The following is a 14706-nucleotide window of genomic DNA, read 5'->3' on the forward strand; positions in this document are numbered from 1 at the left end:
CGTCACCGTCACCGTCACCGGGCGAACCGCTCCAGGAGGAGGTGGGCCCGCTGTTCCGCGGCGGCGAGTTCGGTGGGATCGATCTCCGCGGGCCAGAGCTCGCCCGCCGCGGCGTCGTCGGCCTCACGCAACTCCACCACGGCTGCCGCCAGATGCGTCTGGACGACGGGGAACGACGGCTCCAGACCGTGGTCCGACGCGCGCTCCGCATGCTCGGCCGCCTCCGTGCACGCGGCCAGCGCGCGTTCCGCCCGGACCGCCGCGCGGTCATGGACCACCATGAGCGCACAGCCCAGCGCGATGACGATCCCGACGACACTGCCCAGCGCCCGGTCCAGGACGAAGGTCCCGGCGGGCGAGGGAGTGGCCAGGTCGGTCAGCAGCAGCGCCAGCGGCGTGAGGAAGACGACGCCGAGGCCGTAGTTGCGGGCCACGACGTACTCCAGCAGGAACTCCAGCAACACGATCACGAGGACGAGCACCAGGGGATCGGGGTGTACGGCCAGCACGCCGAGAGCGGGCACCAGTCCGGCCACCGTGCCCAGGGTGCGCTGCACCGCCCGCTGGGCCGCCGTACGGACGTTGACGGAGTGCAGCACCGCGGCGGCGGAGATCGCCGCCCAGTATCCGTGGCCGAGGCCCAGCAGGAGGGCCGTCCATCCCGCCAGCGCGGTGCCGAGGGCCATCCGCAGGGCGGGAACGAGCAGGACCGACGGGTGGCCGGGGCTGCCGTGGAGCCGCCCCGTCACCAGCTCGGCGGCGCGCACTTCGGTGGCGCGCCGGGTGGCCGGACCGGACCGGTCAGGTCCGGCTCGGGGCCGGCCCCGGGGACCACGCCGGTCCGGGCGGCCACGGACGGGGGCGACAGTTCGGGCAGCAGCCGCGGGTCCCGGAGGCGGCGGCTCACGAGCAGACGGGCCTGGCGGCGCAGGTGCCGCGCCAGGCCGGCGGGGGCGTCCGGTGGTCGGCGGGCGGAACCGATGAGCAGCGACCAGGAGAGGTCGGTCAGGTACACGCATGTGCCGCCCCGGTCGCCCGGCTCTGTACCTGCCGAGCACCGTCTTCACCATGGTCGGGGCGCTGGCGGCCACCAGCCTCGACATGAGCGACCCGGAGGCCGCGCTGGAGAGCATCCTGCCGGGTTGGTTCATCCCCGTCTTCGTCATCGCGGTCGTCGTCAACACCATGACGAACAACGGCATGACGGCCTACAGCGCCAGCCTGTCCATCCAGTCGGTCGGCGTCCGTCTCGCGCGCATCCCGGCCGTCCTGATCATCGGGGTGCTGGGCACGATCATGACGCTGTACGCGATCCTCGTCTTCGACTTCCTGACCAGTGTCAACACCATGCTCCAACTCGTGGTCGTCGTGACCGGCCCGGCCATGGCGGTGGCCGTGACCGACCTGGTCCTGCGGCGCAACCGCTACAACGGGCCCGACCTCCTCGAACAGTGGCGCGGCGGCCCGTTCTGGTACCACCGCGGCGTCCACTGGGCCGGATTCCTCGCCATCGTCGTCGTCGTCGGCCTCACCTCCGCGCTGTGGGTGAACACCAGCTTCTGGGTCGGCCCGATCGCCAAGGCCCTGGACGACATCGACATGGCGATTCCGTCCGGCATGATCGCCGCCGCCGCCGTCTACTGGGCGATGACCCGCGCCCTTCGGAGCATCCCGCGCGACTGACGCGTGCCCTTCGGGCGATCCTGCGCGCACGGCGTCGTGCCACGTGCCGTGCGCGCGAAGGAACCGCCCCGTACACCGATCCGCGCATCGAACGCGGCAAGACATCGAACTCCGCAAGACCAGAAGGAAATCCTGTGCAAGCCGACGTCATAGTGCTCGCCCACCACATCGAGCATCTGGCCGGGGAGGCCGTCGCCCCCGACGCGAACGCGGTCGCGATCACCGGCGGCCGTGTCATCGCCGTCGGCGACGCGTCGGACCTCGAATCGCTGCGGGGTCCCGGCACGGCCGTCCACGAGTTCCCGGGCGCCGCGGTGATCTGAGCCCGGTCGGTGTGTTCTCGATGCAGCCCGAACACGACACGCTCGTGCGCACCAACCACTTCCTGACGCCGGCCCCCGCCGCGGACGAGAAGACCTGGCTCTACCAGCCCGACTCGGGCGAGCGCTACGACTTCGTCCGCGCACGTCTCACGCGCGCAGAGCCGCCGACCACGCTCGACGAGCTCACGGGCCACCTCGTGACAGGGGACGGCGAACCGCCGGTGACCTGCCTGCCCGATCCGGACAAGCCGCTCGGCCGGCGCTGGGCAAGCCTCGCGACCGTCGCCCTCGAACCGGCGACGCGCACCGCCAGAATCCTCGACGGCACACCCGCCGACACCGGTACGCGCGACTGGCGCGTCCTCGGCGCCGGCTGATCCGGATGCGGCCCGCCCATGGCCGGCATGGGCGGGCGGCCCGGACCCGCGGGGAGCCTCGTCGGGTCCCTTCACCCGATGCACGGCTCACCCGATGGACGACGTGGTCCTGCTGACCCATTGGGCCAGTGTGATCTGCATCGTCGGGGCGGCGCGGTCCGGCCCGCTGCGACGGGAGCACGCGTGGCTGCGTTCGGCCCGGGTGGCCACGCCCGCCCTCATGCTCTGGCCCTGCCCGCAAGCGAGGGCGTCGCGCAGCAGGGTCAGGTGTGCGGGAACCGGCTTCTCGCCGGACGTCTTGGTCAGGCACTGGGCTTCGATCATGGCGAAACCTCCGTTCATGGTCCCACCATCGCCCGGGGAGGGCCCCCGGCACATCGTCCCCACACAGTGATTCCCGCCTACCACGACTGCGGTATCCGGTACGCCGGACTACTGCCGGGGCCGACCGCGGAACACCGTGCCTACGGCTACGCGGGCACTTCCGGGCCATCCGGCTCGGCCGCCGGACTGACCAGCCCGCACTGATAGGCGACGACCACGAGCTGGGCACGGTCACGCGCCGCCAGCTTGGTCATCGCCCGATTGACGTGGGTCTTGGCGGTCAGCGGGCTGACGAACAGGCGATCGGCGATCTCATCATTGGACAGGCCCAGGGCGGCGAGGGCCGTGACGTCGCGCTCCCGCGGCGTCAAGCACTCCAGCCGCTCGTGCACGGCCACCGGGCAGGGATCCGGCTGGGCCAGGAACCGAGTGATCAACGCCCGCGTCGCCGTCGGGGACAGCAGCGCCTCGCCGCCCGCGACCGTGCGCACGGCATCGAGAAGCTCCTCGGGTCGCGCACCCTTGCCGAGAAAGCCGCTCGCGCCCGCACGCAGCGCCTCGGCGACGTGCTCGTCGTCCTCGAAGGTGGTCAGGATGAGCACCTTCACGCCTGCGAGGTCCTCGGACTCGCTGATGAGCCGGGTCGCCTCCAGGCCGTCCATCTCCGGCATGCGGATGTCCATCAGGACCACATCCGGGTGCTGTGTGCCGGCCAGTTCGACCGCCTCGCACCCATTGGAGGCCTCGGCGACGGTCTCCATGTCGTCCGTGGCGTCGAACAGCATTCTGAAGGTGCCCCGCAGCAGGGCCTGGTCATCGGCAAGCAGTACGCGAATCGTCATGCCCGTCTCTCCGATCCCGTGCCGGGCCGGGGCGCAGCGGCAGTTCTGCCGTCACGGTGAATCCGCCCTCGGGGCGTGGTCCCGCGTGCAGCCTGCCCCCGATCGTGGCAGCCCGCTCACGCATGCCGATCAGCCCGTGACCGGCCCCCGGGTGAGGACGGCGCGGTCCGGCGGACCCATCGTCCTCGACGGTGATCGTAAGCCGCTCCCGGTGGTAGTGCAGGCACAGCCGGGCGTGATCGGCTCCGGCGTGCTTGCGCACATTGGTCAGGGACTCCTGCACGATGCGGTACGCGGCCAGGTCGACCGCCGGATCCAGTGGTTCGGTGTCGCCGCACAGGGTGTGGCTCACGGCCAGCCCGGCGCGTTCGAACGACGCCAGCAGGGCCGGCACCTGCGCCAGGCCCGGCATCGGATCGCGCGGCGCCACCGGATCGTCGGACTGCCGGAGCAGGCCCACGGTCACCCGCAGTTCGTCCAGCGCGGAGCGGCTGGTGTCCCGGATGTCCTCCAGCGCGGTGAGGATCTGTTCCGGCCGCTGGTCCACCAGATGGACGGCAACGCCCGCCTGCGCGTTGATCAAGGCGATGTGATGCGCGACGATGTCGTGCAGTTCGCGCGCGATCCGGACCCGTTCGGCCGCCACTCGCTGCCGCGCCTCCTGCTCGCGGGTGCGCTCCGCGTGCTCCGCCCGTTCCTCCACGGCCACCACATAGGCGCGGCGTGAGCGCACTCCGTCCCCGACTGCGGCCGGCAGGGCCGTCCAGGCCAGCATCGCGACCGTGTCCGGTTCCAGCCACGACTGCGGGGTGAACACCGCGGCGGTGCTCACCAGGACGCCGGCCGAGACAGCTGCCGAGGTCCAGGCGGTACGCCGGTCGGTACGCACGGCCACGGTGTAGACGGCCACCAGAACCGGGCTCACCACCAGCGGGCTGTCCCGGACCCCGAGCAACTGAAAGGTCACCCCACAGCCAATGGTGACGGCCAGTACGCCGAACGGGTGGCGACGCCGCCGCAACAGTGCGGAGCAGCCGACGGCTGCCACCAGCACCGCGGGCCAGCGCAACAGGAACTGGTGCTTGTGCGGCTCGAGCGAGGCGGCCACGACCGACAGCACGAACAGCACGGCCGCGCCCACCGCGTCCACCGCGCGGAGCCGGGCCTCTGTTCCCGGCCGCCAACCGTTGATCACCGCCATGCCTCCACCGTAGGGTCGACGGACGAATCGGGCATCGTCGCGCCGGGGCGGGAGCGATCCTCTACGTCTGCCGTCCGGCGGCCCCTGCGGCGGGCCGGTTCCCCGTGCCGGACTGCGCGAGGAGGCGCCGGAGCCAGCGGGTACGGGCGTCGCGTGCGTCCCGGCTGAGAGCCGCCCGGGGTGCCAGGCCGTCGAAGCCGTGGGAGGCACCGGGCCACACATGCAGTTCGGCCTGGCCGCCGGCCTGCCAGATCGCGTTCGCGTAGGCCACGTCCTCGTCCCGGAACATCTCGGCCGACCCGACCTCGACATAGGCCGGGGGGAGTCCGGACAGGTCCGTGGCGCGGGAGGGAGCCGCGTAGGGCGGCAGGTCCGCGGCGCCGTGGCGGTCGCCCAGCAGCGCCTTCCACGCGGTCGCGCCGGAGGTGAGGTCCCACCCGCCGAGGCCCGTCATCTGATGGCTGGAGAAGGTGCTGCCGCGGTCGTCGAGCATCGGGCACAGCAGCAGTTGCCCCAGTGCCCGGGGGCCGCCGCGGTCACGGGCCAGCAGGGCGAGGGCCGCGGCGAGCCCGCCGCCGGCACTCTTCCCTCCGATGACGATGCGGTCCGCGTCGATGTCCAGTCCGGCCGCGTGCCCGGCCGCCCAGACGAGTCCGGCGTAGCAGTCCTCCAGCGGTTCCGGGTACTGCGCCCGCGGCGCCAACCGGTACTCGACCGAGATGACGGCCAGTTCCAGCGGGAGGGCCCACTCGCGAAGAATCCGCGGAAGCACGGACCACGCGTTGCCCATGACCATCGCGCCCCCGTGCATGTAGTACAGCAGCGGCAGCGGCCCGACGAGCCCGGACGGCCGTGCGCTGACGAGCGTGACGTCCGGCCCGTCCGGCGGCCCCGGCACACGGAGCTCCGCCACCTCGAAACGGCCGTCGGCGCGAAGCTCCTCGGCCGTCGGCCTGGGCCGGGCCGCGGCATCCCGTTCCTGGCGGGCCTCCAGATTGTCCGAGGTGAGCGGCTCCCCGGCCTCCTTGCTCAAGGCGGCCAGCGCAAGGCTCAGCTCGGGGTCCAAGGGGGGCACCGCCTTCGCAGCCGGCACAGCGCCGGACTCCGACGACCCACCACGGACACTCATGCCCCACCCCCCGGTCGGACAGCGGGACACCACCCGGCATCCTCGCCGCAACAGCTCGCCGCCCCCGCAGGCGTGCACCCGGGGAGTACTCGCGTGAGACCCATACGGCGTAGCCAACCACACCATCGGCGCGACAGACGCCGTGTTCCGTCAAGGCGTCGGGGCTGTCGGCGGCGCCGCCGGTGCCGCACGATTCCCCGTGGAGCGGCAACAGCGCGGCCGGGGTGCAGGGGCAGACCCCGGTGAACGCTGCGCGATCCGCTGAAGCAGCCGTACACGAAGGACGCCTCCGCGGTGACGGAGATACCGGCTGCCTGATTCGACGCGGACGCACGGACCGGCCGGGCGTAAGCTTCGCCCAGCATGTACGCAACGGGGGCGGAGCACATGACGGCTGAGTCGGCACGGAGGTGGGGGTCGACCCTCGATTCGGTCGTGGTGTACGCGCAGGGCGCGGTCTGCCGGCGTCTGGCCCGGGGCAGCGTGGCGTCCGACGGCCGGGTGCGGGTGACGGGACTGCCGCGCTCGCTGGACCCGGGCTCATTGAGGGCCCGTGTCCTGGGCACCCCGGGGGTGCGCGTCACCGAGGCCCGGGTGGAAGTCGAGGCCGAGCCGCTCGGCACGGGCACGCCCGACGAGTTGCGGCGCGAGGTCGAGCGGCTGGGCGACGAGCACGCGGCGGCGCAGGGACGCCGGGACCGGCAGCTGGGCCTGATCGAGGAGATCAGGGCCCTCCACCCGGTCCCGCCTCCCCGCAGACGCGAGGACCCGCACCGCCGCACCCCGGTCGACGCGTGGCTGGAGCTCGCCGACTTCGTCGACGAGCGGCTGGCGGGACTGCACAACCGCCTCGTCGAGCTGGAGGAGGCACTGCGCAACGTCGAGCACGAGTTCACCGTCGCCGCCGACAGGCTCGCCCGCGCCTCCTCCGACGCGCCGTCAGCGCATCTGGAGACCACGGTCTGCGCGGTCCTGGCCCTCGACGGCTCCGGTGACGCGGAGGTGGAGCTGGAGCTGGAGTACGGGGTTCCGGGCGCCGTCTGGGTGCCGGCCTATCGCCTGACCCACCGTCAGGGCGACGGCGGCGGCCGCCTGGTGCTGCGCGCCTCGGTCGCCCAGCGGACCGGCGAGGACTGGACCGGTGTACGCATCGCCCTGGCCACCGCCGACCTTCGGCGCCGCACCGACCTGCCGAGGCTCCGCTCGATCCGGATCGGACGCAGTCAGCCCGCCCCGGCGCCTTCTGGCTGGCGCGAGCCCCCGGCCGGGCTCGTCGACCTGTTCTCCGGGTACGACGCCGCGGGCCCAGGCCCGGCCCCGACCGCCCTGCCCGCGGTTGCCGTGGCCGGGCCAGGGGCCACGGGTGCCGCGGGCGGCTACGCGTCCGATCCCGTTCCGCCACCGCCCCCGCCACCGGCACCGCAGGGCTACGGCGGCCCGCCGGCCGCAGCCCCGGCGCCCGGCGGCGGATACGGCGCTCCCCCTGAGGCCTTCGGCGGCGGGATGCCCGCCCTCGCGCAGCCGGGCGGTCCGCGACCGGGCGAGAGTCCGCGTACCCGGGGCATGCCGTTCACGGGGGCCCCCGCCCCCATGGCGCCCGCGGCTCCGGGCCGGGCTGTGCCGCCATCCCCGCCGGCACCGGTGGCCGGTCCGCCGCAGCCGAGCGGCACCGAGCTCGACTATGCCGCCCTTGTCCTGTGCGGCCCCGACGAGCAGGGCGGTCGCCGAGGCCGGCTGTTTCCCGGCTCCCCCTTCGACCCGGTGGCAGTCGAGTACCGCCGCCGCGCCGAAGCGGTGGCCGCGCTGCCGCTGCCCGGACAGGCCGTGCGGCCCCGCGAGTCGGCGGGTTCCTTCGACCACCGCTTCGATGCCACCGCCCGCGCCGACATTCCGGCGGACGGCACCTGGCACACCGTCACCGTCGGCGAGATCCCGGTCGGCCTGCGTACCGAGTACCTCTGCGTACCGTCCGTGGAGCAGACGGTGTACGCGACGTTGGTGCTCTCCAACGCCACCGACCAGGCACTGCTGGCAGGCCCGGTGGAGGTCACCGTCGATGACGACTTCCTGCTGACCGCCGCACTGCCCACGCTTGCCCCCGGCGGTGTCCGCCGGGTGGGGCTCGGGCCGGCCGAGGGCATCCGGGTCACCCGCCGTACGAACCTGCACGAGTCGACCTCGGGCCTGCGCAACAACACCACCGTGCTCGACCACCGCGTCCACGTGGAGCTGGCCAACGGGCTCGCGAGGCCCGTCACCGTGGAAGTCCGCGAGAGGGTGCCGGTCACCTTCGAACCGGACGCCCGGATCGAGGAACGGGCCGACTGGACGGCACCCGAGGAGGGCACGGGGCCCGATCGGCATGCGCCGGGCACCCGCCTCTGGCGACTGGACCTGCCCGCAGGCGCCACTGCCGCCCTGGACGGCGGCTACGAGATCCGCATCCCGACCGGCAAGGCCCTGGTCGGCGGCAACCGCAGGAGCTGACACGCCATGTCCACGGCCCCGAAGCCGATCGCCCTCCCCGTCACCGCCGTCACGTGCCTGGAGGACCGCGCCCACATCGAGCGAGCCGTCCTGCTCGACCTGGAGGCCGGTGTCCAGCGGCTGCGTCTCGGGCCGGTCAGTGCGCTGGCCGTCGACCGGACCCTCCATGCCGAGCTGACCGCCGATCACCCCGCGAGCGTGCTCGACGTGCGGATCGTCCGCAGCTGGACGCCGCGCGGGCCGCTGCCGCCCACCGACGGCGACTCCGCCCTGCGCCACCGCGTGCACATCCTCGAAGAGGAGCAACTGGCCCTGGGCCGGAGCCGCGACCGGCTGCATGCCCGCCTCGGCCTGCTCGGCCGCCTCGCCGCCGATCTGCTGCGGGAGATCGGCGAGGGCGCCGGCTCCGGGGAGACCGAAAGGTCCCGCTGGGCCCGGGAACTGGACCGGGTGGACGAAGAGCGCGACGCGCACGGTGAGCAACTCCGCACCGTGGAGGCCCGGCTGGCCGCCCTCGCTGTCGAACTCGGGGAAGCCGAGCGGGCCATGCAGCTCTCCGAGGACGAGCCCGCCGAGCTGGTCGGCCATATCGAATTGACCGTGGAGGCCTCGGCCGCCGGGCCGGTCGGGCTGCGCCTGAGCCACCTCACCCCATGTGCGCTGTGGCGGCCCGCCTACCGGGCCGTGCTCGACGGGGCCTCCCTGACGCTGGAGACCGACGCGATGGTCTGGCAGCGCACCGGTGAGGACTGGTCGGACGTACGGCTGACACTGTCGACGGCCCGCTCGGCACTGGCCACCGATCCGCCACGGCTGGGCGAGGACCGGCTGGCGCTCATGGACCGCTCCGCTGCGGAGCGCCGCGCCGTCGACGTCGAGCTGCGCGAGGAGGAGATCGGGACCCTCGAGCCGGCCCCGGTGCTCGGCCTGCCGGGGGTGGACGACGGCGGCGAGGCGCGGGTGTTGAGATCCCCCGCGCCGGTCTCGGTGCCCGGTGACGGCCGCGCCCACCGGGTGCCGCTCTCCGCGTTCACCACGGCCGCGCCCAGTGAGTACGCCTGCTCACCGGAGTTGTCCCCGCTGGTCACCCAGGTGGTGCGGTTCGACAATCTCTCCGGCCACGCGCTGCTCGCCGGGCCCGTGGACCTGGTCCGCGGCAGCGGATTCAGTGGCCGCGGCACCCTGGACTTCACCGCCCCCGGTGCCCCCGTCGAGCTGGCCTTCGGCAGCTGCGACGACTACAGGGTGATCCGGCAGGCCGAGGAGTCCCGCGACTCCGCCGCCCTCACCCAGCGGACCGTGGTCACCCGCACGGTCCGGCTGCACCTGTCCCGGTTCTCCGCCCCCGGGGAACTCGGCGAGCGGGTGGTCGTCCTTCGGGAGCGGATCCCGGTCTCCGAGGTCTCGGCGGTGGAGACCCGCCTGCGCAAGGATGCATGTTTCCCGGCACCCGACGCGGTCGACGCCGAGGGCATCGCCCGCTGGGACGTCGCCCTCCCGCCCGGCAGCCGCCGCACGGTCACCCTGGTCTACGAACTGTCGGCGAGTGCCAGGGTCACCGGGCTCTGAGCCCGGTGGGCCGAACGCCCGCCGAGCGGCTTCCACCGATCGGCGGTGCGGCGCGGATCACCGGGGTACCGTTGCCGAAACCTGGGTCCGACCTGGCCTTTCATGCCGCACGAGGTGACACACGATGAACGACCACGCGCTGTCCGCGACACATCCCACGAACGCGCACCCCGCCCGCGTCTACAACGTCTGGCTGGGCGGCAAGGACCACTATCCGGTGGATCAGGAGGCAGCCGAGCTCGCTGCTCGGGCGAACCCGACGATTGTGCCGTCGGTCCGGGCCAACCGGGCCTTCCTCGGCCGCGCCGTACGTCACCTCGCGGCGACCGGGGTCCGTCAGTTCCTCGATATCGGTACGGGCATTCCCGCCGCGGAGAACACCCACGAGGTGGCCCAGCGGGCCGCTCCCGAATCGCGCGTCGTCTACGTCGACAACGATCCGATCGTCCTCTCCCACGCGCGGGCACTGCTGGTCAGCGGCCCCGAGGGACAGACCGACTATGTGCAGGCCGATGCGCGGGACGTGGACGCGATTCTCGACGCGGCCTCCCACACCCTGGATCTGGACCAGCCGGTCGGCCTCATGCTGGTGGCGATCCTGCAGTACATCAAGGACGCCGAGGACCCGTGGGACATCACCCGCCGGCTCCTGGACCGCCTCGCCCCGGGCAGTCACCTCGTCCTGTCCCATCCGGCCGTCGACGTCACCGCCCCCGAGGTCGCCGAATCCATGCGGATCTACAACGAGCGCGCCGCCGGCCACGCCTCCGCCACCCCGCGCACCCACGACGAGGTGCAACGATTCTGCGATGGCCTGGAGATCCTGGAACCGGGCGTCGTCACTCTGACCCGCTGGCGTCCCGGACCGTCCGACACCCCGGACGACACCCTGCCCATGTGGTGCGCCGTCGCCCGCAAGGCTTAGAGGCTGTCGGGCGACTTCCCCGGCCTGTGCCTCGGTTCCCTGCACACCATCGCGTGCAGGGAGCACCGTACAACTGGCGAACAGGATCGGTGGTGTTCGGCTTCGTCGACGGGCCGACGCCCGGCATCGGACGGGCCGGCATCAGCAGGTGCACGGCGCGTCCCCGCATGACGGGCCGGCGTCCTGAGCTGAGCGCCGGCCACGCCCGGCAGGGACGCCGTCCAGCCGAGCCGGCCTTGATCAGGATGGCGTCGCACGAGCCGGCAGAGCCCTATCCCGCCGTTCGCCTCATGGTGAGGGCCAAGTGGACCTGGAGTGCGTGGTCGCCATGCCGCCACAGCGGGCCGAGCAGCGCGGAGATCCGGTCGATGCGCTGGTAGAGCGTGTTGACATGGACGTAGAGGGCGGTGGCGGTACGGCTCAGGTTGCCGTCGCAGGCGAAGTAGGTGAGCGCGGTGCGCACCAGTTCGCTGCCGCGGGTCTCGTCGTGCGCCAGCAGCGGACCGATCGTGCGGCGGACGAAGCGGTCCAGTTCGTCGCGGCCCGCCGCACCCAGCAGGATGCCGTGGATGCCGAGATCGTCTCGGCAGGCGCCCTCGCCGACACGGTCCAGCGCGACGAGTGCGTCCAGGCAGCGGGCGGCGTCGCGGTGTGCCTCGACGACGGCCGCCGCGCCGGGTGCCGCGGGCTCCGCGCCGACCGTGACAGGGTGTCCGGTCCCGTCGGTCAGCAGTTCGGCGAAGGTGCGGGCAGCACCGCCGGGGTCGTCGGCGGCGGGCAGAACGACGACCGTGTTGCCGCCGTACTCCCCCGCGATGCCGCCGAGCCGGGTGGCATGGCCGCCCGCCAGTTCCGTGATGCGGCGCCGCCTGGTGTTGTCCCCGCCCCGGGCCACCAGCACCACATGGTCGCACTCCAGGTCCAGGCCGACCAATGCGGCCCGGCGGCGCAGCCCTTCGGGGTCACGGTGCGGAGCGCCCAGCAGGTCTTCGAGGATCTCGCCGCGCAGCCGGCGCTCGGCCTCCGCGACCGTACGTTCACCGAGAAGCATGAGGGCGGCCGACTGGGCGGCCCGTTCCAGGGCGTGGATGTCGGAGGCGTCGAGTCCGCCGCGTACGAGCAGCAGCGTGCCGAGATGTTCGTCGGCGGCGACGATCGGGGTGACACAGACGGTTCCGCGCGTCGCGGAGCCGCGGCGGGCCCGAGCCTGCGCCATCTCCCGTACGAGGCCGGCGGGTTCGGGCGGTGCGTCGCCCGCCGAGGCGAGCGGCCGGTCCTGCGCGTCGAGGACGAGGACGCTGCCGCGCAGTACATCGGCGAGCTCCGACGCCAGCCCCGTCGGACCGCCGCCGTCGAGCGCGACGGCGGTGAGCCGCTCGTGGACGGCGGCGGTCTTGCGGACCTCTTCGAAGAGGGTGGCGTTCTCGATGGCGAGGGCTGCGTGATTGGCGAGCGAGATGAGCAGGTCGACCTCGTCCGGCGAAAAGGGCCGCACCCGGCGGTTGGCGGCGAACAGCACCCCGTACACCTGATCGCCGAACTTCAGCGGTACGCCCTGGATGGCCACCAGCCCCTCCGCGCCGGCAGGACGTCCTCCAGATCGCGCAGCGAGGCGAGGTCGCCGGTGGTCTCGTAGAGCGCGGCGAGCGCGGCCTCCCGGCGGCGGTGGGCCGCGAGCCTGGAACGTATCTCCAGGGCGTCGTCGACGAGTTGCGGTGCCGCTGCCACGGCGCGGAACTCCGTCTCGTCGGCCTCCTCGCGCAGCAGGCGCAGCAGAGCACCGGTGGTCTCCGGCTTTGTCATCACCCGGCCAGTGATACCGCACCGTTGCCGCCGTGCACACCGGGCGACGGAGAGAATCTCCACTCATCGCCGTGGACGACGTGGCTCACCTCCATTTCCCGCGGGGCGGTGCACGGCCAACCATGGCCCCGTCCGTCTTCCTCCGTGACCCCGACTCCCGCCCCCCCTTTCCCCGGACGGACACCAGTGAAGGAGAGCGCACGATGAAGCTCAGCTCCCTGCGGTCCGCCGCTGTCACCCTGGCGGCCGCCCTGGCCGCGGCCCTGGGGCTCACCGCCCCCGCCCACGCGGGCGAACCGGGCCTCCCCCGGCTCAACATCACCGATACCTACGTCACCGGCATCTCTTCCGGTGGGTTCATGGCCTCGCAGCTCCAGGTCGCCTACTCGGGCACCTTCAAGGGCGCGGGCATCGTCGCCGCGGGTCCGTACTACTGCGGCAAGGGCGGCATCGTCGTCGGCCTGATCGCCTGCGGTACGGGACTGATCTCGACCGACCCGGAAGGCATCGAGCAGATCGTCCGCCGCTGGTCGGCCGAGGGACGGATCGACCCCGTGTCGAACCTGGCGGGCAAGCCCGTCTACACGTACCACGGCACCAAGGATCCCCTCGTCCGGACATCGGTGAGCGACGAAGGAGTCCAGCTCTACCGGGACTTCGGGGCCCGGACCGCGTACCACGACACCGATCCGGCAGGGCACGGCTGGCCCACTCCGAACGCCCCGCTGAGCTGTGGCACCACGTTCTACCCGTTCCTGATCAACTGCGGGAACGATCCGCAGGGGGAGATGCTCGGTCACTGGCTGGGGCAGGTGAACGCACCGGCCGCCGCCCAGTCGGGCACCGTCAGCCGGCACGACCAGAACCGGTATGTGCCGGGGGGTCTGGCCCAGTGGTACAGCATGGGAAGCAGCAGCTTCCTCTACACGCCGGACTCCTGCGCGGCGGGGGCGGCGTGCAAGCTGGTCGTCGCCCTGCACGGTTGCATGAGCGACAACAAGTTCGTGGGTGACCGGTTCGCCCGCGAGTCCCATCTCAACGAGTACGCCGACACCAACAACCTGGTGATCCTCTATCCGCAGACCGACATCAGCCTCCTGCGCGGCAATCCCCAGGGCTGCTGGGACTGGTGGGGATACACGGGCAGCGACTACGCCCAGAAGTCGGGACCGCAGATGCGCGCCATCCTGAGTGAGGTGCATGCGCTCGGCGGCTGACATGTACGCTCCACCCCCGCCGTGGAGGCCGTGACATCGAGGCGGATCTCGTGGTGTGGCGTCGTACGCGGGTCCTCAGCTGTACGGCGTCCACGAGCCCACCGGGCGGCCCGGCGATCACCTCGTGCCGGGCAGGCTCACTTCTTCGATGAGCGGACCGGTCGGCGTAGGGAGGAGTACCTGCCGCAGGTTGCGCTTTGCGGGCGGGCCCCGACGATGGAACGGGAGAGCTTTGACCGGGGGCGGGCCTTGTCGGACCAGGTCACCGGCCGCATCTGCCGGTCGGCCTCGCAGTCGTTCCTCCAGTCGACCACGGTGTGGGCCCTCGTCCGCGGCCTGGCATTCCTGCACCTCGACGGCAAGCTCGACACCGCCACTCCCGAGGTGGTCACCGACGTGAGTCCTGCAGATCGCCACTGGCGGTCCACTTGCCGGGAAAGCCCGCGCGCTCGCCGAGCCCCTGGCACTTCTTCACGCCCAGGCCCGGCTCGTCGATCCCCACGACCTCCATGTGCCGCCGTCCGCGTCCGTGGTGACACGGGCCTCGTACGTGTCGACGACCCGGGTGGGCGTCCTCAGCGGCGAGCCACCGCATTTCTGAGCGGCGGTGATCCCGTTGGCGACCAGCAGTCCCGCACAGGCACGCTTCAACTGCGCCCGGTTCGCCGCCGCGTGACCACTGCCGTCCGACCGGTCGGCATCGAGGAAGAACACCGCCCCGGTGGCCACCGACACGAGCGGCACCCCTATGAACAGCGGCTTGCGCAACCATGACGGCACCCGGCCCACGGAGCCCCCTCCCCAGTACCACTGACAGAATCAACTG

General features: G+C 72.5%; 15 protein-coding genes and 1 pseudogene. 8 read left to right on the top strand and 8 right to left on the bottom strand.

The window, feature by feature from the left end; translation table 11 throughout:
• Positions 1 to 14: 14 nt before the first annotated feature.
• Both ACFVX4_RS19790 and ACFVX4_RS19795 read right to left on the bottom strand, forming a co-directional pair.
• Entirely contained in the window at positions 15 to 767 is a 753-nt protein-coding gene (locus tag ACFVX4_RS19790; protein ID WP_389978771.1) for an FUSC family protein, read from the bottom strand.
• On the bottom strand, positions 746 to 1015 hold the full coding sequence (locus tag ACFVX4_RS19795) for a hypothetical protein (protein ID WP_389978774.1): 270 nt from the start codon (positions 1013 to 1015) through the stop codon (positions 746 to 748). The genes ACFVX4_RS19790 and ACFVX4_RS19795 overlap by 22 nt, the downstream gene beginning before the upstream one ends.
• A gap of 2 nt (positions 1016 to 1017) precedes the next feature.
• Between ACFVX4_RS19795 and ACFVX4_RS19800 the strand changes: the two genes are divergently transcribed.
• The 3 genes from ACFVX4_RS19800 to ACFVX4_RS19810 all read left to right on the top strand — a co-directional run bounded on the left by ACFVX4_RS19800 (position 1018) and on the right by ACFVX4_RS19810 (position 2383).
• The gene (locus ACFVX4_RS19800; protein WP_389978777.1) at positions 1018 to 1683 is read left to right on the top strand and encodes a cytosine permease; all 666 of its coding nucleotides are present in this window, start codon (positions 1018 to 1020) and stop codon (positions 1681 to 1683) included.
• Positions 1684 to 1817: 134 nt separating this feature from the next.
• Positions 1818 to 2006, top strand: coding sequence for a hypothetical protein (locus tag ACFVX4_RS19805; protein ID WP_389978779.1), 189 nt, complete (start codon positions 1818 to 1820; stop codon positions 2004 to 2006).
• 20 nt (positions 2007 to 2026) lie between these two features.
• A complete protein-coding gene (locus ACFVX4_RS19810; protein ID WP_389978781.1) occupies positions 2027 to 2383 on the top strand; it encodes a hypothetical protein in 357 nt (118 codons plus the stop codon).
• Between the two features lie 87 nt (positions 2384 to 2470).
• On the opposite strand, the gene ACFVX4_RS19815 is transcribed toward ACFVX4_RS19810, so the two are convergent.
• From ACFVX4_RS19815 to ACFVX4_RS19830, 4 genes are all read right to left on the bottom strand, one after another.
• Positions 2471 to 2725 carry a hypothetical protein gene (locus ACFVX4_RS19815; RefSeq protein ID WP_389978784.1) on the bottom strand — a complete coding sequence of 85 codons (255 nt, stop codon included), beginning with the start codon at positions 2723 to 2725 and terminating at the stop codon, positions 2471 to 2473.
• A 128-nt stretch (positions 2726 to 2853) separates the two neighbouring features.
• Positions 2854 to 3549 carry a response regulator gene (locus ACFVX4_RS19820; RefSeq protein ID WP_389978787.1) on the bottom strand — a complete coding sequence of 232 codons (696 nt, stop codon included), beginning with the start codon at positions 3547 to 3549 and terminating at the stop codon, positions 2854 to 2856.
• Positions 3521 to 4750: a sensor histidine kinase gene (locus ACFVX4_RS19825; RefSeq protein WP_389978790.1), complete on the bottom strand. Its 1230-nt coding sequence runs from the start codon at positions 4748 to 4750 to the stop codon at positions 3521 to 3523. Before ACFVX4_RS19825 ends, ACFVX4_RS19820 begins: the two co-directional genes overlap by 29 nt.
• A gap of 61 nt (positions 4751 to 4811) precedes the next feature.
• Positions 4812 to 5879: an alpha/beta hydrolase gene (locus ACFVX4_RS19830; protein WP_389978793.1), complete on the bottom strand. Its 1068-nt coding sequence runs from the start codon at positions 5877 to 5879 to the stop codon at positions 4812 to 4814.
• A 387-nt stretch (positions 5880 to 6266) separates the two neighbouring features.
• Here ACFVX4_RS19830 and ACFVX4_RS19835 point away from each other — a divergent pair, with 387 nt between their 5' ends.
• From ACFVX4_RS19835 to ACFVX4_RS19845, 3 genes are all read left to right on the top strand, one after another.
• On the top strand, positions 6267 to 8366 hold the full coding sequence (locus ACFVX4_RS19835; protein ID WP_389978795.1) for a DUF4139 domain-containing protein: 2100 nt from the start codon (positions 6267 to 6269) through the stop codon (positions 8364 to 8366).
• A 6-nt stretch (positions 8367 to 8372) separates the two neighbouring features.
• On the top strand, positions 8373 to 9935 hold the full coding sequence (locus tag ACFVX4_RS19840) for a DUF4139 domain-containing protein (protein ID WP_389978798.1): 1563 nt from the start codon (positions 8373 to 8375) through the stop codon (positions 9933 to 9935).
• Positions 9936 to 10059: 124 nt separating this feature from the next.
• Complete coding sequence (locus ACFVX4_RS19845; protein ID WP_389978801.1) at positions 10060 to 10860, top strand: SAM-dependent methyltransferase; 801 nt, start codon at positions 10060 to 10062, stop codon at positions 10858 to 10860.
• A gap of 271 nt (positions 10861 to 11131) precedes the next feature.
• Here ACFVX4_RS19845 and ACFVX4_RS19850 read toward each other — a convergent pair whose 3' ends face one another.
• Positions 11132 to 12730, bottom strand: coding sequence for a helix-turn-helix domain-containing protein (locus tag ACFVX4_RS19850; RefSeq protein WP_389978804.1), 1599 nt, complete (start codon positions 12728 to 12730; stop codon positions 11132 to 11134).
• Between the two features lie 136 nt (positions 12731 to 12866).
• Between ACFVX4_RS19850 and ACFVX4_RS19855 the strand changes: the two genes are divergently transcribed.
• Entirely contained in the window at positions 12867 to 13880 is a 1014-nt protein-coding gene (locus tag ACFVX4_RS19855) for a PHB depolymerase family esterase (protein ID WP_266423054.1), read from the top strand.
• Between the two features lie 306 nt (positions 13881 to 14186).
• Positions 14187 to 14273 (top strand): annotated as a pseudogene (locus tag ACFVX4_RS19860) (TetR family transcriptional regulator); the annotation flags it as partial.
• A 78-nt stretch (positions 14274 to 14351) separates the two neighbouring features.
• Here ACFVX4_RS19860 and ACFVX4_RS19865 read toward each other — a convergent pair.
• A complete protein-coding gene (locus ACFVX4_RS19865; RefSeq protein ID WP_389979143.1) occupies positions 14352 to 14669 on the bottom strand; it encodes a hypothetical protein in 318 nt (105 codons plus the stop codon).
• Positions 14670 to 14706: the final 37 nt, after the last annotated feature.

The organism is Streptomyces sp. NPDC058240, assembly GCF_042882135.1.
GTDB lineage: Bacteria > Actinomycetota > Actinomycetes > Streptomycetales > Streptomycetaceae > Streptomyces.

Excerpts from the sequence above, each read along its gene's own strand:
- ACFVX4_RS19800 (WP_389978777.1), top strand. The coding sequence starts at position 1,018 with ATGTGCCGCCCCGGTCGCCCGGCTCTGTACCTGCCGAGCACCGTCTTC.
- ACFVX4_RS19810 (WP_389978781.1), top strand. The coding sequence starts at position 2,027 with ATGCAGCCCGAACACGACACGCTCGTGCGCACCAACCACTTCCTGACG.
- ACFVX4_RS19815 (WP_389978784.1), bottom strand. The coding sequence starts at position 2,725 with ATGAACGGAGGTTTCGCCATGATCGAAGCCCAGTGCCTGACCAAGACG.
- ACFVX4_RS19820 (WP_389978787.1), bottom strand. The coding sequence starts at position 3,549 with ATGACGATTCGCGTACTGCTTGCCGATGACCAGGCCCTGCTGCGGGGC.
- ACFVX4_RS19825 (WP_389978790.1), bottom strand. The coding sequence starts at position 4,750 with ATGGCGGTGATCAACGGTTGGCGGCCGGGAACAGAGGCCCGGCTCCGC.
- ACFVX4_RS19830 (WP_389978793.1), bottom strand. The coding sequence starts at position 5,879 with ATGAGTGTCCGTGGTGGGTCGTCGGAGTCCGGCGCTGTGCCGGCTGCG.
- ACFVX4_RS19835 (WP_389978795.1), top strand. The coding sequence starts at position 6,267 with ATGACGGCTGAGTCGGCACGGAGGTGGGGGTCGACCCTCGATTCGGTC.
- ACFVX4_RS19840 (WP_389978798.1), top strand. The coding sequence starts at position 8,373 with ATGTCCACGGCCCCGAAGCCGATCGCCCTCCCCGTCACCGCCGTCACG.
- ACFVX4_RS19845 (WP_389978801.1), top strand. The coding sequence starts at position 10,060 with ATGAACGACCACGCGCTGTCCGCGACACATCCCACGAACGCGCACCCC.
- ACFVX4_RS19850 (WP_389978804.1), bottom strand. The coding sequence starts at position 12,730 with ATGAGTGGAGATTCTCTCCGTCGCCCGGTGTGCACGGCGGCAACGGTG.
- ACFVX4_RS19855 (WP_266423054.1), top strand. The coding sequence starts at position 12,867 with ATGAAGCTCAGCTCCCTGCGGTCCGCCGCTGTCACCCTGGCGGCCGCC.